At 58.4% G+C, this 22639-nt stretch carries 21 protein-coding genes and 1 tRNA gene; 11 read left to right on the forward strand and 11 right to left on the reverse strand.

Translation table 11 applies throughout. The features are described from left to right. Nucleotides 1-90: 90 nt before the first annotated feature. The 3 genes from visN (at nucleotide 91) to CRP02_RS13505 (ending at nucleotide 3581) form a co-directional block, all read left to right on the forward strand. Nucleotides 91-822, forward strand: coding sequence for a transcriptional regulator VisN (visN, locus tag CRP02_RS13495; protein WP_003515014.1), 732 nt, complete (start codon nucleotides 91-93; stop codon nucleotides 820-822). A 58-nt stretch (nucleotides 823-880) separates the two neighbouring features. Further along, entirely contained in the window at nucleotides 881-1582 is a 702-nt protein-coding gene (visR, locus tag CRP02_RS13500) for a transcriptional regulator VisR (RefSeq protein ID WP_003515015.1), read from the forward strand. A gap of 151 nt (nucleotides 1583-1733) precedes the next feature. Further along, complete coding sequence (locus CRP02_RS13505) at nucleotides 1734-3581, forward strand: methyl-accepting chemotaxis protein (RefSeq protein WP_097171463.1); 1848 nt, start codon at nucleotides 1734-1736, stop codon at nucleotides 3579-3581. Nucleotides 3582-3636: 55 nt separating this feature from the next. Here the strand turns inward: CRP02_RS13505 and CRP02_RS13510 are convergent, their stop codons facing one another. Continuing rightward, the gene (locus CRP02_RS13510; protein ID WP_097171464.1) at nucleotides 3637-7146 is read right to left on the reverse strand and encodes a hybrid sensor histidine kinase/response regulator; all 3510 of its coding nucleotides are present in this window, start codon (nucleotides 7144-7146) and stop codon (nucleotides 3637-3639) included. 216 nt (nucleotides 7147-7362) lie between these two features. Here CRP02_RS13510 and mscL point away from each other — a divergent pair, with 216 nt between their 5' ends. The 3 genes from mscL to galE all read left to right on the forward strand — a co-directional run bounded on the left by mscL (nucleotide 7363) and on the right by galE (nucleotide 10471). Further along, nucleotides 7363-7791, forward strand: a complete 429-nt coding sequence (gene mscL / locus CRP02_RS13515) for a large conductance mechanosensitive channel protein MscL (RefSeq protein WP_003515034.1) — start codon at nucleotides 7363-7365, stop codon at nucleotides 7789-7791. A 153-nt stretch (nucleotides 7792-7944) separates the two neighbouring features. After that, the gene (locus CRP02_RS13520) at nucleotides 7945-9111 is read left to right on the forward strand and encodes a pyridoxal phosphate-dependent aminotransferase (RefSeq protein WP_097171465.1); all 1167 of its coding nucleotides are present in this window, start codon (nucleotides 7945-7947) and stop codon (nucleotides 9109-9111) included. A 328-nt stretch (nucleotides 9112-9439) separates the two neighbouring features. Beyond that, nucleotides 9440-10471, forward strand: coding sequence for a UDP-glucose 4-epimerase GalE (gene galE, locus CRP02_RS13525; RefSeq protein WP_097171466.1), 1032 nt, complete (start codon nucleotides 9440-9442; stop codon nucleotides 10469-10471). Between the two features lie 27 nt (nucleotides 10472-10498). Here the strand turns inward: galE and CRP02_RS13530 are convergent, their stop codons facing one another. The 10 genes from CRP02_RS13530 to CRP02_RS13575 form a co-directional block, all read right to left on the reverse strand. Beyond that, complete coding sequence (locus CRP02_RS13530) at nucleotides 10499-11320, reverse strand: DUF6030 family protein (protein WP_097171467.1); 822 nt, start codon at nucleotides 11318-11320, stop codon at nucleotides 10499-10501. A 148-nt stretch (nucleotides 11321-11468) separates the two neighbouring features. Further along, nucleotides 11469-11696, reverse strand: coding sequence for a DNA gyrase inhibitor YacG (yacG, locus tag CRP02_RS13535; RefSeq protein WP_097101500.1), 228 nt, complete (start codon nucleotides 11694-11696; stop codon nucleotides 11469-11471). A 3-nt stretch (nucleotides 11697-11699) separates the two neighbouring features. Then, nucleotides 11700-12323, reverse strand: a complete 624-nt coding sequence (locus tag CRP02_RS13540; RefSeq protein WP_003515050.1) for a Maf-like protein — start codon at nucleotides 12321-12323, stop codon at nucleotides 11700-11702. Between the two features lie 34 nt (nucleotides 12324-12357). After that, nucleotides 12358-12576, reverse strand: a complete 219-nt coding sequence (gene infA / locus CRP02_RS13545) for a translation initiation factor IF-1 (RefSeq protein ID WP_003493814.1) — start codon at nucleotides 12574-12576, stop codon at nucleotides 12358-12360. 210 nt (nucleotides 12577-12786) lie between these two features. After that, nucleotides 12787-13275 (reverse strand): low molecular weight phosphatase family protein, encoded by a 489-nt coding sequence (locus CRP02_RS13550; protein WP_065688347.1) that lies wholly within the window; start codon nucleotides 13273-13275, stop codon nucleotides 12787-12789. A 2-nt stretch (nucleotides 13276-13277) separates the two neighbouring features. Beyond that, nucleotides 13278-13751: a UPF0262 family protein gene (locus tag CRP02_RS13555; protein ID WP_003515052.1), complete on the reverse strand. Its 474-nt coding sequence runs from the start codon at nucleotides 13749-13751 to the stop codon at nucleotides 13278-13280. A 3-nt stretch (nucleotides 13752-13754) separates the two neighbouring features. Continuing rightward, nucleotides 13755-15053: a histidinol dehydrogenase gene (gene hisD, locus CRP02_RS13560; RefSeq protein WP_097171468.1), complete on the reverse strand. Its 1299-nt coding sequence runs from the start codon at nucleotides 15051-15053 to the stop codon at nucleotides 13755-13757. Between the two features lie 131 nt (nucleotides 15054-15184). Continuing rightward, entirely contained in the window at nucleotides 15185-15625 is a 441-nt protein-coding gene (locus CRP02_RS13565) for a DUF2948 family protein (protein ID WP_097171469.1), read from the reverse strand. A 115-nt stretch (nucleotides 15626-15740) separates the two neighbouring features. After that, nucleotides 15741-17033 (reverse strand): UDP-N-acetylglucosamine 1-carboxyvinyltransferase, encoded by a 1293-nt coding sequence (gene murA, locus CRP02_RS13570; protein ID WP_025592455.1) that lies wholly within the window; start codon nucleotides 17031-17033, stop codon nucleotides 15741-15743. A 102-nt stretch (nucleotides 17034-17135) separates the two neighbouring features. Then, nucleotides 17136-17402 (reverse strand): hypothetical protein, encoded by a 267-nt coding sequence (locus tag CRP02_RS13575; protein WP_097171470.1) that lies wholly within the window; start codon nucleotides 17400-17402, stop codon nucleotides 17136-17138. Between the two features lie 155 nt (nucleotides 17403-17557). Between CRP02_RS13575 and CRP02_RS13580 the strand changes: the two genes are divergently transcribed. The 5 genes from CRP02_RS13580 (at nucleotide 17558) to CRP02_RS13600 (ending at nucleotide 22638) form a co-directional block, all read left to right on the forward strand. Next, a tRNA-Thr gene (locus tag CRP02_RS13580) sits at nucleotides 17558-17632 on the forward strand. A 90-nt stretch (nucleotides 17633-17722) separates the two neighbouring features. Next, nucleotides 17723-19294 carry a tyrosine-type recombinase/integrase gene (locus CRP02_RS13585; RefSeq protein ID WP_097171471.1) on the forward strand — a complete coding sequence of 524 codons (1572 nt, stop codon included), beginning with the start codon at nucleotides 17723-17725 and terminating at the stop codon, nucleotides 19292-19294. A gap of 185 nt (nucleotides 19295-19479) precedes the next feature. Then, entirely contained in the window at nucleotides 19480-20628 is a 1149-nt protein-coding gene (locus CRP02_RS13590; RefSeq protein ID WP_179784147.1) for a phage portal protein, read from the forward strand. 67 nt (nucleotides 20629-20695) lie between these two features. Then, on the forward strand, nucleotides 20696-21091 hold the full coding sequence (locus CRP02_RS13595) for a gene transfer agent family protein (protein ID WP_097171473.1): 396 nt from the start codon (nucleotides 20696-20698) through the stop codon (nucleotides 21089-21091). Further along, entirely contained in the window at nucleotides 21088-22638 is a 1551-nt protein-coding gene (locus CRP02_RS13600; protein WP_097171474.1) for a phage major capsid protein, read from the forward strand. Before CRP02_RS13595 ends, CRP02_RS13600 begins: the two co-directional genes overlap by 4 nt. Nucleotide 22639: the final 1 nt, after the last annotated feature.

Raw genomic sequence — 22639 nt, forward strand, 5'->3', positions numbered from 1 at the left:
GCTCACCATCCCATTTTGGTAAGCTTCTCGAATGGAATGATTCCATCCCGAGGTATAATCTCCCCATTGGGAGCAAGAGGGCGTAGGCGATTGAAAGTCGATGTTGATATCCGCAGGCTGTCTGCCAAGCCTATGGAGGGCATGGGTAAGCCCTTGCCACGCGACCAGCTTGCCAAGAACGTCGCAGCCTCGGCCGCTGCCGGTAACGTTTCAGGCGCGCTGGATCTGCTCGTAACCTACGCCGGCGCCTCGCACTATCTGCTGGCGCGGGAGGATCTTCTCGAAGAAACCGGATTGAAATTCATCATCACATCCGACTGGCCTTTCGATCTGGTGCGCAGGCTTGGCGCCGAACTCGCCAACAGCCAGAACAGATCGAGCGAAATGGAAAAGTGCCTTTCGCTTCTGCAGCCGCGATTGCTTGTTCTTCCGGACGACGTTTCTGTCCCCTTCGGCATCGACCGGCAATATTCGGCGCTTTCCTTCTGTGTGGGCCGCATTCGTCTTTCGCTTCTGCTGCTGTTTCCAGAACACTCGGTTCCTTCGCCGGACCGTCTGCGCGAAATCGCGCTTCTGACCGGCTATTGCGTCAGCTTCGGTATTGCCAGCGAAGCAAAGGCCGTGCGTGACATAGACCTCACGGAACGTGAGCTTGAGTGCCTGTTCTGGATCGCTGAAGGCAAGACAAGCGACGAAATTGCGATGATACTTGGCATTTCGCGCAATACGATCAATAATTACATTACAAGCGTAATGCGGAAAACCGCGACGAAAACCCGCTCGGAGGCAATCGCCTACGCCGTGCGCAACAACCTCGTATAGATGGTCGGGACCCATGGTACAGACGAAAGATAATGAGGGTACGAGTCAAAGCAGCGGTATGTTTTACCGCAGCCCTGTCGTGACAAGCCGGTCGGATCTGTTTCCGAAGCTGGTCGCCATGCAGAAACTGGTCGGCGCACGGAATTTCGTGGTGACGAAGGCCGCCGCCTCCGGCTTCCCCAACAAGAAGAAGCTGACCTGCGAGCTGGAGAACTGGGGCATGAATGCCGCCGAACAGAGCGCGCAGTTCATCCGCGCTGTCGGCGATATTCTTTTGGATCATATCGAGACATCGCTGCTGCCGGTCATCTGGCGTAACAAGAATGCCGGCGGTTTTGCCGATCTTCCTGACGTGCCGGCTTTGATGCGCCGGATCGAGAACGATACATTGCCCTATGCGGGACTGGCTTTGCCGGTGCGGCTCGGCACGATCGGCAACGGCTACATCGTTTTCTGTGGTAGCAACCTCGTTCTCGACAATGAGGTCGTCATCGAACAGCACATCAAATGCTGCGAGATCATGGTCGATATGCTGGCGCTGGATGAGCGCAAGGTGGCACCGTCTGAAGCGTTGAGCGAAAGGGAAATCGCCTGTCTGCAACTGGCGGGTGATGGCCGTATCAGCGAAGAAATCGCGGTGAAGCTCGGGCTTTCGGTACACACCGTCAACGCCTATCTGGGTTCAGCGACGATCAAGCTCGATTCCGTCAACCGTATCCAGGCGATCGCAAAGGCCATCCGGCTCGGCTATATCCATTGATTGGGGAGGGGGCGGGCTTTCCCGTCCCTGTAAGCCGGCAGGCGCCGGCGCGGCTTGTGTAATCCACCCTAAAAGCTGCTATCGGTACTTCGCGTTTTTTTAACAGTTGCCAACTAGAACTTTTATAAGTTTGGTTTTGGGGAACTGTTTCATGCACAACCGGCTCTTTAAGTCCGTTGCGGGTAAGGTCGTCGTGCTGACGATCGGCCTGATTGCGCTCAGCGTCGCGGCAGTTGGTTTTTCGACATACATTCGCCTAAAGGACAATATCATCACCACTGCGCTGCGTGACACGCACACCGCGATGCGCGGCATGGCGATCCTTTACGAGATGAAGGTCGGCGGCGTGGCCCTCGAAATGGTGGATGGAGAGCTCAAGAGTATCGGCCGCGCCAGCATCGGGACACTGCGCGACAATGATCTAGTCGACCGCACGGCTGCCGGTAATGGCGGCATCGCCACGGTTTTTGAAGCCAAGGCCGGCGATTATATTCGCATGACCACCAATCTGAAGAACGAAAAGGGCGAGAGAGCAGCGGGCACGAAGCTCGCCACCGACCATCCCGCTTTCGAAAAGGTCTCCAAGGGCGAGGGTTATTTCGGCGCCGCCACGCTTTTCGGCACCAATTACATGACCGGATACATGCCGGTTCTCAACAAGTCCGGAGCGACCGTCGGTATTCTTTTCGTGGGCGTTCCCATGGCCGTCTACGAAGCCCAGATTTTCGGCCTGCGCGACCTGATGCTGATCTGTGGCGCGCTTGCCATGGTCGGCGTGGGATTGCTCGCCTATTTCGTCATCCGGCGCACCCTGCAGCCTCTAGGCAAGCTTACCGATGCGGTGAAGTCGCTTTCGGACGGCAATCTCGATACGCCGATCCCCTATGCCACCAATACCAATGAATTCGGCAACATCGCCCGCGCTCTGGTGATATTCCGCGAGAATGCGCTTGAGAAACTCGCGATCGAGGGCAAAAGCGCCGAGGAACGGTCCTTGGCGGAATCGGAGCGTCACCGCAACGATGCCGAGAAGCAGGAGCTGGACGGCCAGATCGAATTCGCAGTCAGCGAGATCGCGTCCGGTCTCGGCAGGCTTTCGCGCGGTGATCTGAGCCGAACGATCGAGACACCCTTTAACGGCCGTCTGGATCGTCTGCGCACGGACTTCAACGAATCCCTTCTCAACCTGCGCGATGCGCTGGGGCAAATCCGCGAGCGCACCTTGGTCATCCAGCATAGCGGTTTTGAAATCGAGCAATCGTCGGTCGATCTGTCGAAGCGCACGGAGAATCAGGCGGCCTCGCTGGAAGAGACGGCAGCCGCTGTCGAGGAAATCACCGCAACGGTCAGATCGTCGGCCGAGCGGGCGCGCGAAGCCAACGAGGCCGTCCGCATCACCAAACAGAGCGCCGACAGTTCCGGTTCGGTCGTCAGCAATGCCGTGGACGCCATGGGCCGTATCGAAGACGCCTCGCGCAAGATCGAGCAGATCATCGAGGTCATCGATGACATCGCGTTCCAGACCAACCTTCTCGCCCTCAATGCCGGCATCGAGGCTGCGCGTGCGGGCGAGGCGGGCAAAGGTTTTGCGGTCGTGGCGCAGGAAGTGCGTGAACTTGCACAACGCTCCGCAGACGCGGCACGTGAAATCAAGCAGCTCATCAACCAGTCAACGCATGAGGTGAGCTCCGGATCGAAGCTGGTGCAGGAAGCGGGCACGGTTCTTTCAGCCATCAGCCATCAGATCGTCGCCGTCAGCCAGCATGTCGAAACCATCGCGACGGCGACGCAGGATCAGTCCTCCGCGCTCCACAACGTCAACGGGTCCGTCAACCAGATGGATCAGATGACTCAGCAGAACGCGGCGCTTGCCCAACAGTCGAGCGCAGCCAGCAGGGTGCTATCGGGTGAAGTGGAAGCGTTGCTCGATCTGGTTCAGCGTTTTCAGATGGAGCAGGGCTCGGCGACCGGCAGGGATCGGCTGAGCCGCGCGGCCTGACATTCGAATTTTTGAAAGTCGAAGAGCTCCCGGATCGCAAGGTCCGGGAGCTTTTTTATTCTGCCGCCGCGCGGGCCGTGCCGGATATCTGGTTGATATAGGCCCGCAGCGCCGCCGGTTTGACCGGCTTATGCTGGACGGAAATCCCGTATTTTTCCGCATCGCTGCGCACTTCCGGGCTGCGGTCCGCCGTCACGAGCAGGGCAGGGATCGTTTTGCCGTAGAATGTCCTGATCAGGCGGATGGCGCTGATACCGTCGCCGTCGTCGAGATGATAATCGGCAATGATGACATCCGGCGCCGCCGACATTGTCAGGAACGGTTCTTCGAGTGTGGCCACCGAACCTGCGGGCAACACCTCACAGCCCCATCCCGTCAGCAATAAAGTCATGCCCTCGAGGATTTTCGGCTCGTTGTCGATGCAGAGTACTCTGACGCCGGCAAGCCGGTCGCTCGCCGTTGGATTGGCGATCCCGCCAGCGGCCTTGGCGGGCGTCAGGCGGTCTGCCTCGCGCGGCAGGTGGATACGGAATGTCGTACCTTTTCCGGGTGTGGAAATCAGCTGTACCGGATGGTGCAGCATGCGCGACAGCCGGTCGACAATGGAAAGGCCAAGTCCGAGGCCGGAGGCCGTTTTTGCACCCTCATCCAGCCGGGCGAATTCCTTGAAAACCGTGCGGAATTTGGATGCGGGAATGCCGATGCCGGAATCCGTCACCTGAATGACGACATCGCCTCCCCGGCGGCGCGCGCCAACGATGACCTTGCCACTCAGCGTGTATTTGATGGCGTTGGAGACGAGGTTTTGTATCAGCCGCCGCAACAGGTTGGGGTCGGAGCGGACGGTGAGCGAGGTGGGCATGACCACGAGATCGAGGTTTTTTTCCTGCGCCATCGGCGCGAAATCGGTTTCGATGCGTTTCAGCAACTCGTTCAGCGGCACCGATGTCATGCGCGCTTTCATCGAACCGGTGTCGAGGCGGGAAATATCGAGCACCGCGCCGAGAATGGTCTCTACCGACTCGAGCGCCGAATCGATGTTCTGGACGAGATCGCTTTCCCCCGAGGCGCCAAGCCGCTCGACCAGCGAGGAGGAATAAAGCCGGGCGGCATTCAGCGGCTGGAGGATATCGTGGCCGGCGGCAGCGAAAAACCGTGTCTTGCCGATATTCGCCTCGTCGGCCGATGCCCTTGCCTCCGCAAGTTCGCGGTTGACGCGGGTAAGCTCGACGGTGCGCTCCGCCACCCGCTGCTCCAGCGTTTCATTGGCCTGTTTCAGTGCCTGATCGCTCGCCACTCTCTGCGTGATATCGGTGAAGGTGGCGACGATACCCTTGTCCGGCATGGTGTTGGAGCGCACTTCGATGATGCGTTCGCCGCCGCCAAGCACTAGCGAGAAAGGCAGGTCCATGGTCAGGAAACTGGTGATCAGCTGTTCCGTGTCGCCCGGCGGCATGTCGCCGCGCTCCTGCAGCATGGAAACGATGTCCGTCAGCGGCAGCCCCACCTGCCCGAATTGCTCAGGTAGATCGAGAAGGGTGCGGAAGCGCCGGTTCCAGATCGTCAGCTGCTGCGAGCTGTCGAAAACGGCGATGCCCTGGTCCATCTGCGCCAGCGCCGTTTGCAGCATGTCCTGATTATATTGCAGCGCCTCGCTTGCCTGATCCAGCAGCCAGGCCGTGTCGGCGCTGGTGTCTTCCGCCTTCTGGAGAATGATCGACAGCACGAGACGGGCTGAGGAGGAGCCGATGGCGCTGCCCAGCAATTGTTCGGAGAAATGGATCAGCGCCATGTCGGCGGGCTGGTCGTCGTTGAGCTTCCTGCCCGCCGTCTTTTCATAGGTCGCCAGTGAGCGCAGCATGCGCTCTTCACCGAGATAACGGGCAATCGCGCTTTTGAGATCGCCGACGCTGACGCGGGTTTTCCAGCCGCGCGTGGCGAATTGTGATTTCGAATGGCGCTTCACGAAGATGCCGGACTGGATGCGCTCCACCGGTCGCGGGTTACGTGAAAGCGAGCCAAGCACGAAAGCCATGCTGTTGACGAGCAGGCTGAGGATGACCGCGTTCACAAAAGGGTCGGCCTCGGGACCGTTGAAGACCGTACTGCCGGAAAACAGGAAGCCGAGCACGGTGGCCGCGACCTCCGAATTATCAGGCCCGCCGAAGCTTGGCAGAAACAGTAGATAGGCCCAGACAAAAAAGCCGGAACTCAAACCGGCAATCGCACCGCGCGCATTGGCGCGTCGCCAGAACAACCCGCCGAAAAGGGCAGGGGCCATCTGGGCGATGGCGGCAAATGCCAGGAGGCCGATGGAGGCAAGCCCGGTGGCGCTATCGGCCGCACGGTAATAGCCGTAGCCCAGAAGCATCACCGCAAAGATCGCTGTTCTGCGGATATTGAGAAGCGTTTTGGCAAAGTTGTCCCGGTGCGGCGAGCGGTTCAACAGCTTCTGCCGCAAAAAGATCGGCATGACGATGTCGTTGGAAATCATGATCGACAGCGCGACCGAGGCAACGATCACCATGGCGGTCGCCGCCGAAAATCCGCCAATGAAGGTGATCAGCGAAACGACCGGCATCTGATGCGCAAGCGGCAATTGCAGGACGTAAAGATCGGCGTTGCCATTGGCGCCGAGCGTCAAAATTCCGGCAAGCGCTATCGGCAGCACGAAGATGTTGATCGCAATCAGATAAAGCGGCAGCAGGAATCCCGCCATGCGCAGCTCTTCCGGCGTGCGATTTTCAACCACGGTGACATGGAACTGGCGCGGCAACAGGATGATCGCGAAACCGGAAAGCAGGGTCATCACGATCCAGCGGCTAATGGGCGTGTGATAGGATATGGCCCGCATGGCCCGTTCATTGCCCGACGCAAGTTCCCACAAATGCGAGGGGCCGTCGAAGAGGACGAACAGAACGTAAAAGCCGACGGTGCACATGGCGACGAGCTTGACGAGCGATTCCATCGAAATTGCCAGAATAAGCCCGTCCTGATGTTCGGTCGCGTCGGTATGCCGGGTGCCGAACATGACGGCGAAGCCCGCCATGACGATGGTGACGAGCAGCGGTAGATCGAGGAAATAGAGGTTGCCGCTGCCAATGCCGTAATCGCCGGGATCGACCATCGTCGCCACCGAACTGGAAACGGCCTTCAATTGCAGCGCGATATAGGGAATGGCGCCGACAAGCGCGATGATGGCGACAATCATCGCCACGGTCGAGTTCTTGCCGTAGCGGGCGGCAATGAAATCGGCAACCGACGTCAGCTTTTCGGTTTTGGCAAGCTCCACGATGCGGCGAATGATCGGCATGCCAATGGTGAAGGCAAGGATCGGCCCGGTATAGATGCCGAGGAATTCCAGCCCCTTGTCCGCCGCAAGCCCGACGCCGCCGAAATAGGTCCAGGAGGTGCAATAGATCGCCAGGCTAAGCGCATAGACGAACGGGCGCCCCTTTTTGGGAGCGTTTCTTTTCCGGCTGTTCCTGTCCCCATAACTTGCAACCGCAAACAGCAGCAGGACATAAGCGAAGGCCGAACCGAATATGATCCACCCAGGAAGCACGCATCCTCCCCATGCAACAATCCCTGAAAACGAGCATAGGCGAATTCCGCGCCGTTGAGAATGAGCGCGGTCTGATCATAAAGTTCAAGACTACCGTGCAAAAAGCCTAATAAATGCAATCTTGACGAATTCCAAATGGGACAGGGAATCTATATGGTTGAACCCGTAGGGACAGTCACATAGCTTCAGCTCGCGAAGCAGGAGAGGGACCATCTGATGCTTAACGAATTTAAAACCTTCATTGCCCGTGGCAATGTCATGGATCTGGCCGTGGGTGTTATTATCGGGGCGGCGTTCAGCAAGATCGTCGATTCCGTCGTCAACGACCTTATCATGCCGATCGTCGGTGCGATTTTCGGCGGGTTCGATTTTTCGAACTACTTCCTGCCACTCAGTTCCAGCGTCACCGCCAGCTCGCTTGCCGCCGCGCGCGATCAGGGCGCTGTCTTCGCTTATGGTAACTTTCTGACGGTCCTCATCAACTTCCTCATTCTCGCCTGGATCATTTTCCTGATGGTCAAAGGGGTCAACAAGCTTCGCGCTTCTGTCGACCGTAAAAAGATCGAGGAAAAGTCGGAACCGGCTCCGCCGCCGGAAGACGTCAAGCTTCTCACCGAAATCCGCGATCTGCTGAAGACGCGTTGAAGCTTAGATTGTCCCGGCGCGATATTGCTGACCCATGGGTCAGCTCCCTCTCGCCGGGCATCCATCCATAAAGAAAATCCATGACTGTCGCACGGAATATCATGCATATCGCCCGTTCGATGCGATAAGAAGACACCAAACGGAGTGTCTTTAATGTCCATTTTGAACAGTCTGAGTGCGCGCTCTCTGGCGGCTCCCAAGAGCGGCATTGTCGAGGTCGTGAATTATGCCCGGGGACGGGACAATCTTCTGCCGCTTTGGGTCGGCGAAGGCGATCTGCCAAGCCCGGACTTCATCAACAAGGCGGCCATCGACGGGCTCAACAATGGCGAGACCTTCTATACCTGGCAACGCGGCATTCCCGAATTGCGCCAGGCGCTCAGCAGCTACTACGAGCGTCACTTTTCAGCCTCTCTATCCGCAGATCATTTCTACGTAACAGGTTCCGGCATGCAGGCGATTGCGCTTGCCGTGCAGGCGCTGACCTCGCCGGGCGACGAGATGATCTATCTCACGCCCACCTGGCCCAATATTGTCGCCGCCATCGGCGTGGCGGGCGCGAAGGCGGTCGCAGTCGGCATCGATTTCCACGATGGTCGCTGGGATCTCGATATCGGCAAGCTGGAAAGTGCGATCACCGGCAAGACGAAGGCGCTCTTCATCAATACGCCTTCCAACCCGACCGGCTGGACCGCAACGCATGACAATCTTCGCGATGTTCTGGCACTCGCCCGCAAGCACGACCTCTGGATCGTGGCGGATGAGATTTACGCGCTTTATCACTATACCGGCACCCGTGCGCCGTCGTTCCTCGACGTGATGGAACCGGATGACAAAATCGTCTTCGCCAATTCTTTTTCGAAGAACTGGTCCATGACGGGCTGGCGTGTTGGCTGGCTTGTGGCGCCGCCGGTCATCGGGCAGGTGATCGAGAACCTTATTCAATATTCCACCTCCGGCGTGGCGCAGTTCATGCAGCGCGGCGCAGTCGCGGCTCTCGACCATGGCGACGGTTTCGTCCGCGAGAACTACGAACGCGCTCTGACATCCCGCGACATTCTCTGCGATGCGCTGATCGCGACGAACCGCGTGGAAACACTGAAGCCGGATGGTGCTCTTTATGCCTTCCTCAAGGTGGACGGCGTGACCGACAGCCGCGCCACGGCTCTGGATATCGTTGACAAGACCGGCGTCGGCCTCGCACCAGGCACCGCCTTCGGCCAAGGCGGAGAGCTGTTTCTCCGCGCTTGCTTCCTGCGCAACCCAAAGCAGATCGAAGACGCAGCCGATCGGCTGGCATCCTATATTCTCGGCAGATAACCGCGATCCTCCGATAGCCCGCCCTGCCGCGCCGAATATTTGGCCGCGGCAGGCAGATTTTCTACCGAAAGAATCATGGCGAGCCGCTAAAACTACAACCTCACGGCGTACCAATCGACGTGCGGGCTTTTCTGTGCTATGCGCCTTGTGTTCCATTTATGAGAACATTTTCATCTAATAAATAAAACACACTTCATTGCGCTAACCAATCGTAAGCCACCTTTTCATAGGGGCGAGGGATAGGTGGGGTATTTGCTGTGCAAGTAATCAATGATGAAGAATTATTGGCTTTGATGGACGCAACAAAAGCAAACAGGGAAGTAATGTCATGGCTGTTCTGGTCACCGGTGGGGCCGGTTATATAGGAAGCCACATGGTGTGGGCTTTGCTCGACGCCGGTGAAGACGTCGTTGTTGTCGACCGTCTTTCGACGGGATCACGTTGGGCGGTCGCGCCAGCGGCACGTTTCTATCTCGGCGACGTCGCCGATCGCGACTTGCTCGGCCAGATTTTCGAACACAACCAGATCGAGACCATTTTCCACTTCGCTGGCTCCGTCAGCGTCCCTGAATCGATCAGCCAGCCGCTGGAATATTACGAAAACAATACCGGCACGACCCGCGCCCTTGTTGCGGCGGCAGTCGGTCATGGTATCCGCAATTTCATCTTCTCTTCGACTGCCGCGGTCTATGGGAACCAACCCTTTGATGGCCCGGTGCCGGAAACGGCAGTTCTCAGCCCGGAAAATCCCTACGGCCTGTCGAAACTCGCCTCAGAAATCATGTTGCGCGATGTCGTGCAGGCGCATGATTTCAACTATGTGGCGCTGCGTTATTTCAATGTTGCCGGCGCCGACCCGAAGGGCCGTGCCGGGCCGTCCCCCACGGGTGTGGCGAACCTCATCAAGGTAGCGTGCGAAGCGGCAACCGGCCGGCGCGACAAGGTGGAGGTTTACGGAACGGATTATCCGACCGCTGACGGCACCGGCGTTCGCGACTATATCCATGTCAGCGATCTGATCGACGCGCATATGCTCGCCATGGCGCATCTGCGTGCTGGTGGCGGCACACGAACGCTCAATTGCGGTTATGGCGTCGGCTATTCGGTACTGGACGTGCTGCATGCCGTGCAGCGGGAATCCGGAAACGATTTCCCGGTTATCCGTTGTCCCCGCCGCGCCGGCGACATTGCCACGATGGTTGCGGATTCGAGCCGCATCCAGTCGGAACTCGGATGGTCGCCGCGTTTCAATGATCTCACAACCATCGTTCGCACGGCCCTTCAGTGGGAGGCCAAACGTCAAGCCCAGCGAAGCGACAGGATTCTGCCTGGGCGGCATAAACTGGCAGCGATAGGCTGACCAGCCGTTGGTTTTCGGGATGCGGTTCTACCTGACGGAAAAATAGAGGACCGGTCGATCCGAAAGGGTGGCAGCGGGAAGCCATTTCTCGCTGTCGAAAAAGCTGCGGGTGAGCTTCAGTCCCGGCAATTGTTCCGTTGCCAGCAAAATCAGGTTCAGCCGATGCGGCGCCGACGGCTCCGGTTTTATGGAAACCGAAATACCGAAATGCTCTGCCTGATAGGGTTGCAGCCTGCGTGCCGGCTCAAGCATGCTGGCAAGGTCCGCCCAGCGGGTCTGCTCGATGATCATCGCCAACGCGTCCTCAAGCTTCGTCAGAATAACGGCACCATCAGGTGTCTGCGGCGCAACCACTTTCATCCTGATAGAGCGAACCTCGTCGGACGCCTCGCCTCTGATGTCGAGAAAAAGCGATGCCCGTTCCGCTGCGTTCGCCGTGTCCCCGACCACAAGATCGGCCATGCATTCGAAATTGCGGATCTTCACCGGGCTTGCGTGCCAGCCTTGCGGGTTGGAAAAGCCCGCCGCGGTAAAGCGGTCGCAGAGGTCCTTGCCGGACAGAACGAAGTCGCGGGCAAAGGATGCCCTGTCGCCGCCTTGCTCGAATTTCAGCAGATGCGGCGGTAGATTGAGCTTTTGGGCGGTAACCTTTTGCCGCTTGACGGGCTTCATCCGGGCTGGTTGCTCGGCGGAGCGTGTGGCAGGCGCAAGGTTGAGATAGCTCAGCAGGCTTTTCAGATGTTTCTTGTCATTGGCAAGCAGCACCGTTGCCAATATGGCAATACAAACTGCCAGCACCGCAAACAGCAGCGCGCCAGGCCTTACTCTTTTCTGCAGGCTTGCGTCCATCGGGGAACCCTAATGGCTGCCGGGGGAGGGGCGTCAACCGGTTTTTGATATGGCTTTCGGGCTGTCGGCAACCCGGTGAATATATTGCGAGCTGAAGGTCTTAAAAAATATTCTGTATTCCACCGCCGGATTTTCCGGCGGCGCAACGTTATTCGGAGGAATTTTTGAACGAGTCCTGCTCGTCCGCGCTGCTTTCGTCGTCGGCGACAGGAATGGCGTAGGAACCGTTCAGCCAGCGGGCGAGATCGAGCGAGCGGCAGCGATCCGAACAGAACGGATAGTCTTCCCGTGTCGAGGGACGCCCACACTCCGGACATGGCTTCGTTTTCCGAAGCGGCGTGACATTTCCCGCACCTTCAGTAGATGATTTTGTCATGGTCTATCCTTCGAGCCAGCCCGACGTCACCTCAAATCCTTCACCGGAAAGAAGCGACATGGTCTCATACAGCGGCAGGCCGACGACATTGGTGTAGGAGCCGGTCAGTTTCTGCACGAATGAGCCGGCAATGCCCTGGATACCATAGGCCCCGGCTTTGCCGCGCCATTGCCCGGAGGCGATATAGGCGTCGATCTCGCGCGTAGTAAGGCGTTTGAAACGCACCTTGGTTTCCACAACCTTCTGACGGATTTTACCGCCGGGCGTCACAAGGCAGATGCCGGTATAGACCCAATGGCTGCGCCCCGAGAGAAGATGCAGCGCTGCGGAAGCCTCCTCGGTATATTCGGCCTTGCCGACAATGCGGCGACCCACGGCCACCACGGTGTCGGAGCCGAGAACATAGGCGTCTTTCCACGTCTGCTCGCTCTTCAGCGCCGCATGCGCAGCCTCGGCCTTCTGTAGCGACAGGCGACGGCACAGCGTGCGCGGATGCTCAAGCTTTACGGGCGTTTCGTCGATATCCATCGGCATCAGACGTGCCGGCTCGATGCCGATCTGATGCAACAGTTCCAGACGCCGCGGCGAACCGGATGCCAGAACGAGCTTTTGTTTTGAGTTGGTCATTGCGCTGCCCGGGCGTCCGAATGCCGAAAACGGATTACTTGAAGCGATAGGTGATGCGGCCCTTGCTCAGGTCGTAAGGCGTCATTTCGACCAGTACCTTGTCGCCCGCCAGAACGCGGATACGGTTCTTGCGCATGCGGCCCGCCGTGTGGGCGATGATTTCGTGTTCGTTCTCAAGCTTCACGCGGAATGTTGCGTTCGGCAGCAATTCGGTTACGATGCCCGGGAATTCGAGGACTTCTTCTTTTGTCATGTAAGGGTTTTCTTCCTGTTGATAGTGCCGGACCTGTCGTGTCCGGGAAAATTGCGCGGAAACTACACAATCCCGGCACATTTGTGAACCTCTAAAGCATCACGGCGAAAATCGGAACCGATTTTCGCCAGATGAGAGGTGCGGATCGAATAAATGCCTGTCCTGTGCGGCGTTTGAAGTGTCTGGTCCGATCGAAACGGACACCCAACCTCAGTCTTTTGAAAGCGTATCCGCCGCCGGCTGCGGCCTACCTGGCAGGCGTTCGGTAATCAGCCTGGCAAGATGGTCCCGCACCTCGCGATAGGCATCCAGAATCTGGTCCCGCGTGCCGGTGATGACGGTTGGGTCCATGGTTGGCCAATAGACAACGTCGAGCGAGTTCGAGCGTGTCAGTTCAAGCGCTGCGTGATGAGCTTCAGGTGTCAATGTAATGATCAGATCGAAAAAATCATCCTCGATCTCGTCCAATGTACGCGGTTTGTGTTTGCCGAGCGAAAATCCCTGTTCTTCCAGCACCGCATCCACAAAAGGGTCACGCTCGCCCGCCCGCACGCCGGCTGACTGGATGTAGATGCCGGGCGCCACCAGTCGTTTGGCGATGACCTCGGCCATGGGAGAACGGATGGAGTTCATACCGCACATGAAGAGGACCGATTTGGGAGCCTGTCCCCCATTTGGAGCCGTGGCGGGATCTCTCATCTCTAACCCCGCCAATAAAGCACACAGACAAGGGTAAAGAGACGGCGCGCAGTATCGAAATCGATTTTGATCTTGCCGGAAAGCCGGTCCATCAAAGTCTGCGAGCCGTCATTGTGAATGCCCCGCCTGCCCATGTCGATCGCCTCGATCTGGCTTGGAGTGGAGGAGCGTATCGCCTCGTAATAGCTTTCGCAGATCAGGAAATAATCCTTGATGATGCGGCGGAACGGCGTCAGCGACAGGATATGGGTTGAGACATCCTTCTCGTCTTCGGTCTTGATCGAGAAAACCAGCTTGGCATCGACCAGCGATATGTGCAGTCGGTATGGACCGCCCTCATGGCCGAATGGTTCGAACGTGTTTTCCTCGATCAGGTCGAAAATGGCGACGGCGCGTTCATGCTCCACGTCCGGCGTGGACCGGCCGATGCTATCGTCCAGAACCACATCGCAGAGCCGGAAATCGCCTGAAGCCATCTCTTAACTTTCCGGGTTGAGGCGAATGGAGACGGAGCGCGCATGCGCGTCCAGCCCCTCCGAACGGGCAAGGGTGATCGCCGCCGGCGCAAGCTGCCGCAGCTGCTCAGGCCCGAGACGCAGGATCGAGGTACGCTTGACGAAATCCAGCACTGAAAGACCGGAAGAGAAGCGCGCTGAGCGCGCCGTCGGCAGAACGTGGTTGGAGCCGCCGACGTAATCGCCGATCACCTCAGGCGTATGGCGCCCGACGAAGATCGCGCCGGCATTGCGGATGTGCGCCATCAGCGCGTCCGGATCGTCAACGGCAAGCTCCAGATGCTCGGCCGCAATGCGGTTAGCCAAGGGAATGGCATCGGTGAGCTTTTCGACGAGAATGATCGCACCGAAATCCGCCCAGCTCGCCGCTGCCGTCTCGGCGCGCGACAGCCGTTTCAGCTGCCGTTCCACCGCCGCCTCCACCGCCTTGCCGAGTTCGGCATTGTCGGTGATGAGAATGGACTGCGCGCCACGGTCATGCTCCGCCTGCGCCAGAAGATCGGCGGCCAGCCAGTCCGGATCGTTGTCCTTGTCGGCAATGACAAGTACTTCGGAAGGCCCGGCGATCATGTCGATGCCGACAGTTCCGAAGACATGCCGTTTCGCGGCCGCCACATAGGCATTGCCGGGGCCGACAATCTTGGCAACGGGCGTGATCGTTTCCGTGCCGTAGGCGAGTGCAGCCACGGCCTGTGCGCCGCCAATGCGGTAGATTTCCTCAACACCTGCGATGCGCGCGGCGGCAAGAACGGCGGGGTTTATCACGCCGCCATTCGCCGGCACGACCATGACGATACGCTCGACACCGGCAACCTTGGCCGGGACGGCATTCATCAGAACGGAGCTTGGATAGCTCGCGGTGCCGCCGGGCACATAGAGGCCGACAGCTTCGATCGCCGTCCAGCGTGAGCCGAGGCCCACACCGATCTCGTCTTCGTAGATATCGTCCTTCGGCATCTGCCGCGCATGGTGTTTTTCAATGCGCCGGGCTGCGAGTTCGAGAGCTTCAATGACGCTGCTGTCAACGGCTGCGACGGCCGCGTCGATCTCTTCCGCTGTCACCCGCATCGAGACCTTCGAGAAATCGATGCCGTCGAATTTAAGGGAGTAGTGGGCAAGGGCCGCATCGCCGCGATTGCGGACGTCATCGATGATGTCGCGAACGGTCGCGTTGACGTCTTCCGAAACTTCCCTCTTGGTTGTCAGGAAGGCAGCGAATTTCTGTTCGAAATCAGCCGATGCCCGCTCCAGCCAGATTGCCACGCCATTACCCTCTCATTTTCCTCGCGGCGATCCCGCGAGGTGCACGAACTCACCGCAGAAAAATGCGGCTCTGGTATGTGGCATAAATCGAAACAGTGACGAAAGGCAACCGTTGCAATGGCGTGGAGAGCTTATTCGCTATCGGGATGCTGCGGTTTGGCGGCAGTTTCCCAGGCGCCGCTCACATCCGTCAGCTGCGCCTCGATGCATTCGACATCGAGTGCGATCGCGCCACCGCCCGAAAGCGTCAGTTCGACGGCGCCATCAGGACCTTCGCCGTTCTGCACGAAGCGGATTGCGAGAAGCGAAAGCACCTGTTCCTTATCAGTGCGATTGATGCCGTGCGAGCGGACAGCGGAGACCCGCTTCAGGAAAACCACGCTGCGGCATCGCTCCGGCGGCAGGTTCTTCTTGTTCGCGCTTTCCCAGACGAAACGATTGGCGGAAAGTGTGAATTGGCCCTGCTTTGCCTCGAAGGCAACGTCCTTCAGTTTGAAGACGCTGTCCTGCATGTGCGTCGAAATGACGGAGAGATCTTCAGTATCCAGCGCGAGCAATTTCAGGCCGCTCATCGTTTTCTTCCTTTTCCGCGGGGCCGCGCCCGCAATGTCTATTCCTTGTACAGGAAATAGGCAGTCGCGGCCCGCTCTGCAACGGGGAGAAAACGAATGAGCGGCGATGAAAGGATCAATCGCTGACGCGTTCGACCAGCGCACCGCAGCGGGTGAGCTTTTCTTCAAGCCGTTCGAAACCGCGATCGAGGTGGTAGACGCGCGAGACCATGGTCTCGCCTTCCGCCACCAGGCCCGCAATGACCAACGACACCGAGGCGCGCAGATCGGTTGCCATGACAGGCGCACCCTTCAGGCGGGTAACGCCTTCGATACGGGCCATCTGCCCGGAGAGCGAAATCTTCGCGCCGAGACGGGCCAGTTCCTGCACATGCATGAAGCGGTTTTCGAAGATGGTTTCGGTAATGTGGGATACACCCTGCGACCTGGTCATCAGCGCCATGAACTGCGCCTGGAGGTCGGTCGGGAAGCCGGGGAAGGGTTCGGTGACGATATCGACCGGCTGAATGCCGTTGCCGTTGCGCACGACGCGCAGACCGGTCTCCGTGTCGCTGATCGACACTCCGGCAAGCCGCAGCGTGTCCAGCGCATTGTCGAGCAGCGATGCACGCGTGCCTTCCAGCACCACATCACCGCCAGCCATGGCCACGGCCATGGCATAGGTGCCGGTCTCGATACGGTCAGGCAGCACCCGGTGGCGTGCGCCGGAAAGCGAGGTAACGCCCTCGATGGTGATGGTGGAGGTGCCAGCGCCCTCGATCTTCGCGCCCATCGCAGTCAGGCAGTGCGCTAAATCGACGACTTCCGGTTCGCGGGCGGCGTTGTGAATGACGGTGGTGCCTCTTGCAAGGCTCGCGGCCATCAGCATCACATGCGTCGCGCCGACGGAGACTTTCGGGAAGGTATAAACAGCGCCGATCAGGCCGCCCTTTGGAGCGCTGGCGTTGATATAGCCGCCATCGATCTCCATCGTTGCGCCAAGCGCCTGCAGGCCCTCGATGAACAGGTCTACCGGACGTGTGCCGATGGCACAGCCGCCGGGCAGGGAAACGCGCGCACGGCCTTCACGGGCCAGAAGCGGGCCGATGACCCAGAAGCTGGCGCGCATCTTGGAAACCAGCTCGTAAGGTGCGGTGGTGTCGACAATGGTGCGGCAGGTGAAGTGGACCGTGCGGGAATAGGCTTCGCCCTGGCTTTCGCGACGGCCATTGACCGAAATATCGACGCCATGATTGCCGAGAATACGGATGAGCTGCTCGACGTCCGCCAGATGCGGCACGTTTTCGAGCGTCAGCGTATCGCTGGTCAGAAGCGAAGCGATCATCAACGGCAGAGCGGCGTTTTTCGCGCCGGAGATGGGAATGATGCCGTTGAGCTTGTTGCCACCCGTAATTCTGATGCGATCCATGCGTCCCTACGGGCCTGTGCCCGCCTTTCTTAATCATGCCTTGCGGAAATGCGCGTCCTTAGACGAGTTTTCGCGGCGTTTCAAATGATGCTGGTGAATTCTCTATGAGGATGATTCGTCCGTTTTTGCGGCAGGCAGGCCAATCGTCTCATCCGCATCGCCGGCCCGGCGCGCGCGAACCTGCTGTTTGCGCTTCTGAAGGTTTTCACGCAGCTTCTTCGCTGCCCGTGCCTTGCGCTCCGCCTCGCGTTGCCGCGCCTTCTCGCCGGGACCGGCCTGCGCGTTGCCGTTTGCCGCAAGGGCAACGGGGTCTTCTGAAGCGTTCACGGAAACCGCCGCCTTTGCCTGTTTGTCATGATGTTCGTTCATAAATTCAGCAATATCCGAAAAATACGTTTTTCAACAGGGGGAACGCTTTTTTGCCCCGCTTGTTGAAGAATATCGTTTTGCGACTTGCGCTCGTCAAAAACCTATGGCAATAGGCCGCCACGCTTGATGCTGAAGCAAACGCTTCGGCACCGGATGCTGCTATAGCTCAGGGGTAGAGCACTCCCTTGGTAAGGGAGAGGCCGAGAGTTCAAATCTCTCTAGCAGCACCATCATACTCCATTGAAATCATTGAAGGCCTTGCATTGTAAGGCTTTATATCCAATCTTCCGTTACAAAACTCGTTACAAACGGAAGATTAAATGGCTCGCCAGCCCAAATATTTGCTCAATCGTGACGGCCGCTATTTTGCCCGGATCGTGATTCCTTATGAGCTTCGCCCCTTCCTCGACACCAAGACAGAGCTTCGCGAAGCCCTCGGGCCAGACCGCCGGGCGGCGCTTGCTAAGCTTCACGCCGCCGTCGCCTTCCTTCAAGGCAAGATCGCTGTCGCCAAACGCGAGGCTCAAATTGCGACCGGCGCGCCTGTCGAAGTGGGCCAGTATCCACTCGCGGCTGATCAGATCGCGGTGCGTGATTACAATGCCCGGCTGGTATCGGATTTGGTTTATCGGAACGCGGGTCCGACATGGGCAAGCATTGGTATTGATGATCTTCGCGTGAAACTGCTTCGCGACGGCCTCGCCGGACGCTTAAACGACGACACCCTTGAAACGGTGATCGGCGACCGCGTGGAACGTTATCGCCGACTTGGCAATACTACGGCCACCAAAGGCACTGAGGAATGGCGCAAGGTCGCCCGTGCGTTGTGCATGTCGGAACTGGAATTTCTGGCGCGGGCCATCGAACGTGACGAAGGTGACTTCACCGGCAAGCCTGAAAACCCGGTGTTGATTGCGGCGGAAGCCGTTCAAGAAGAAGTTCCGCCCGTCATGATCCGCGACCTGTTTGATCGATATGTCGCGGAACTGAAGGCCAATGGCAAAGGTGTGGAGGCCGAAAAACGGTGGCGTCCCATCATCGAAGACCTAATCACTTTCTCGCGCACCACGGACGCCCGCAAGATCACAAAGAAAATCGTGCTGGAATGGAAAGACGCGAAGATCAAAACCCTCTCGCCCCGCACTGTCAAAGACGTTTACTTGACCGCCGTGAACGCCGTTTTCAATTGGGCAGTTTCGAATGACGAACTTACGGAGAACCCGGCTGGCACCGTAAAGCTAAGAGTGGCGCAGAAGGTCCAGAACCGACCGAAGGGATTCACTCGTGACGAAGCTACGGCGATACTGAAATTTACCTTGGCCTACGTGCCGAAGCAGACCGACAATCCGCAGACGCAAGAGAAGCCACAGACCAGCGCCGCGAAGAAGTGGGCGCCGCTCATTTGCGCTTTTACGGGTGCACGCATTTCGGAAATCACCCAGCTGCGAAAAGGTGACATTCGAATGGAGGGTGGAATTCCTGTAATGCGGATCACGCCCGACGCTGGAACCGTCAAGACTCGTAAATACCGTGACGTGCCGTTGCACAGTCAGATTGTCGAGAAGGGATTTCTTGACTTCGTTGACGCGTCGTCCGATGGCCCGCTGTTCTATCCTCCGATGAACGGCAAGCGGAGGGTGGAACCCGCTAAGACCGTATCAGGCAGAATTTCTAATTGGCTGCAAAAAGAAAAGCTCATTCCAGATGAGGTGCAGCCCAATCATGGATGGCGTCACGCCCTGAAAACCACGGGTAGGGAAGTCGAAATTGACAGCCGCATATTGGACGCCATCACGGGCCACGGAAGCCGCACCGCTGGTGACGATTACGGGGACGTGACGGTAATCGCCAAAAAGAAGGCTATCGATAAGCTGCCAAGTTATGCGATTTAGTAAGAAATAATTCCTATTAAGTAGGAAAATAATCATTTTACGGATTCACAAGCGAGTCCTGATATGAGACTCTCTCCTCAAGTTAATTGAGGACGGATCGCTTGCTGCTTGCCAATATCGTATCGACTGCAAAGAAGGCTATTGGCTTACAGGCAGAACAGAAGGCATATTCCCTCACTGATCCTATGATCAGCGAAATCTTCGGATCAATCCCTACTGCAACCGGCGTTATCATTACTGGCAACTCCGCGATGCACGTCCCAGCAGTTCTTCATGCTGTCCGGCTGATCTCCGAAACTATCGGCTCTCTTCCCTGCAAGCTCTATCGGGAAGCCGGTGATAGCAAGGAAGCCGCCAAGGATCACAACGCACACAAGATTGCCCATAGCCGGGCGAACGACTGGACCAGCGCCGGGCAGCTTCGCATCGATCTCACGATCGACGCCCTGCTTCATGGCGCTGGGTATGCGCAGGTTGTCCGCGCCTCCGATGATCGTCCCCTTGAGCTTCACCGCCTTGACCCTTCGAAGGTGCAGCGCAATGTCGAAGACGACGGCGAACCCTTCTATCTGGTTTCGACCGCAAGCGGGCAGGTGCGTCTTTCCTACCGCGACGTTCTCTATATCCCGGCTTTCGGTGGCGTCTCGCCGGTCAAGCTTGGCCGGGAAGCTATCGGCGTCGCTGCCGTTCTGGAACGCCATGCCTCGCAGTTCTTCGGTTCCGGCGCACGACCCAGCGGCATCATCACCAACGAACAGATGCAGGGCGGCGAAGCTGGAACCGCCGCCATCGCCAACATTTTGAAGTCTTTCCGCAAGTGGAAGGCCAGCGTGAGCGGCGACCCGCTTATTATGGATGCAGGTTGGAAGTTCGAACAGCCTGCCATGACCAGCACCGACGCGCAGTTCATCGAAAACCGCCTTGAACAGATCAACGAAATTGCACGCGTCTTCGGCGTCCCGCCGCACATGCTCTATCAGCTTGAGCGTGCGACATGGAGCAATGCCGAACAGATGGCGGCTTCTTTCCTTCAGCTTTGCCTTCGGCCTTGGCTCGACAAGTGGCAGGACGCTTTTGCCACGGTCCTGTTGACCGACGAAGAGCGCGACACCCTCTATTTCGAATTTGTCATTGATGACCTTCAGCGCGCCGACGCCGCAGGCCGCGCTGAAATCTTCGGCAAGCTTGTCGCCATGCGCGCCATGACCCCGAACGAAGTCCGCGCTGCCATGAACCTGCCCGCACTTCCGGGCGGTGACGAACTGGCAAACCCCTACACAACGACAACCACGACCGGCCCGGCAGAACGCCCGCAGCCGAAGGAGAACGCATGACCATCGCACAGCTTGTGGCTTCGCTCGAAGCTCGCCTTGCGGCCTATGAGAAGGCAACGAAGTCCTGATGCAGCACACCGCCTTTTTCGGTGACGGCGAAAAGACCTTCGCCCTCACGACCGAAATGATTCACGAGCTTGAGCGAACGACCGGCAGCGGCATCATGGCCCTGCATTATCGTTACCGCGAGGGCGTTGCACGCTTTAGCGACCTTACGGAAGTCATCCGCACCGGCCTCATTGGCGGCGGCATGTCACCGGAAGAGTCTCACAAGCTTATCAGCATCTACAGCCGTTCGATGCTTATCACCGACCTCTATCATCTGGCATTTGACATTCTGGACGCGCGCTATTTCGGAATGCCGGAAGCCCCGGCAATCCCCCAGGACGATTTGCGACAGGCCGCAGCTATCGGCGACTTGAGCGCAGCCGTCAATGAGGCCCTGAAGGATACCGGCCTGTGATCGAAGCTGAAAATCTCGAAATCAAGGCCGAAGTCTTTATCGATGATACCGGCACCGTGACCGGCATCGCATGGCCTTTCGGTTCCCCGGATAGCGTCGGTGATGTGATCGAGAAGGGAACAATCGCCTTCGCGAACAGCGTGCCTATGGTCATGGAGCATGACCAGCAGAAGGTTGTCGGCGTCTGGGAAACCTGCACCGAAACCGACAGCGGCCTTGAGGTAAAGGGCCGCTTGTTTGTGGAAGGTATCGGCCCCGCCCGCGATGCACACCGGCAATTGAAGGCCGGGAAGATCGGCGGCTTGTCCATTGGCTTCCGCCACACCGGTTTTGATCCGCGCGCCGCAGGTGGCCGCGTGTTCAAGTCCATCACCGTCAATGAAATCAGCCTATGCCGCCGCCCGGTTCATCCGGGCGCGCGCGTCAACGTCGTTAAGTCAATCACCGAAGGAAACCACATGGAAGAAGAAATTCAGAACGCACCGGCAGTCAAGGCTGACCCGGTTATCTCCGCAGAAGAAGTGAAGGCCATCAAGGCCCGCATGGACAAGCTGGAAGCCAAGGCCAATCGCCCGTTTGCGGCAAACAGCAATCACCCGGCAGCAGGGAACGACAACAGCGAACGCAAGGCCTTCGTGTCCTATCTTCGCCGTGGCGACCGTATCAGTCAGGAAGAACAGAAGGCCCTCACGGTTTCGACCGACGCTAACGGCGGCTATCTGGCACCGGGAGAATTCGGCAGCGAGCTTATCAAGCTGTTGAATGAATATTCGCCTATCCGCAGCTATGCCCGCGTCATTTCGATCTCGTCGCCGGAAATCATTTATCCGCGCCGTGTGTCCGGCACTGCCGCGACATGGGTGGCTGAAACGGAAGACCGCACGGAAAGCGGCATGACCTTTGAACAGGTCAAGTTGACGCCGTTCGAGCTGGCAACCTTCACCGACGTTTCGAACCAGCTCCTCGAAGACAACGCATACGGCCTTGAGGGCGAACTTCTCGCCGATTACGCCGAAAGCTTTGGCAGGACCGAAGGCGTTGCGTTCGTCAAGGGAACCGGCGTAGGCCAGCCGAAGGGCATCATGACCGCGACAGGCATCAAGGAAGTGAAGACGGGCGTTTCCGCAGCATTCCCGTCTACGAACCCTGCCGACGTGATTATCGGCATGTATCACGCCATTGCCACGACCCACGCCCAGAATGGCGAATGGATCATGAACCGCAACACGCTGTCCGTCATTCGCCAGTGGAAGGATGGCACGGGCCGTTACCTTGTTCTCGACCCGATCACCGCAGGCGGCGTCATGACCCTGCTTGGCCGTCCGATTGTCGAAATGCCTGACATGGACGATATCGGCGCGGGCAAGTTCCCGATCCTGTTCGGCGACCTGTCCGGCTATCGCATCATCGACCGCGTGGGCCTGTCTACGCTCCGCGACCCCTACAGCCTCGCAGGCAAGGGGCAGGTTCGTTTCCACGCCCGCAAGCGCGTCGGTGCTGACCTGACGCACCCTGACCGGTTCGTAAAGCTGAAGGTTGCAGCCTAAG

Source organism: Rhizobium sp. AN5 (genome assembly GCF_900215255.1).
Taxonomy (GTDB): Bacteria; Pseudomonadota; Alphaproteobacteria; order Rhizobiales; family Rhizobiaceae; genus Agrobacterium; species Agrobacterium tumefaciens.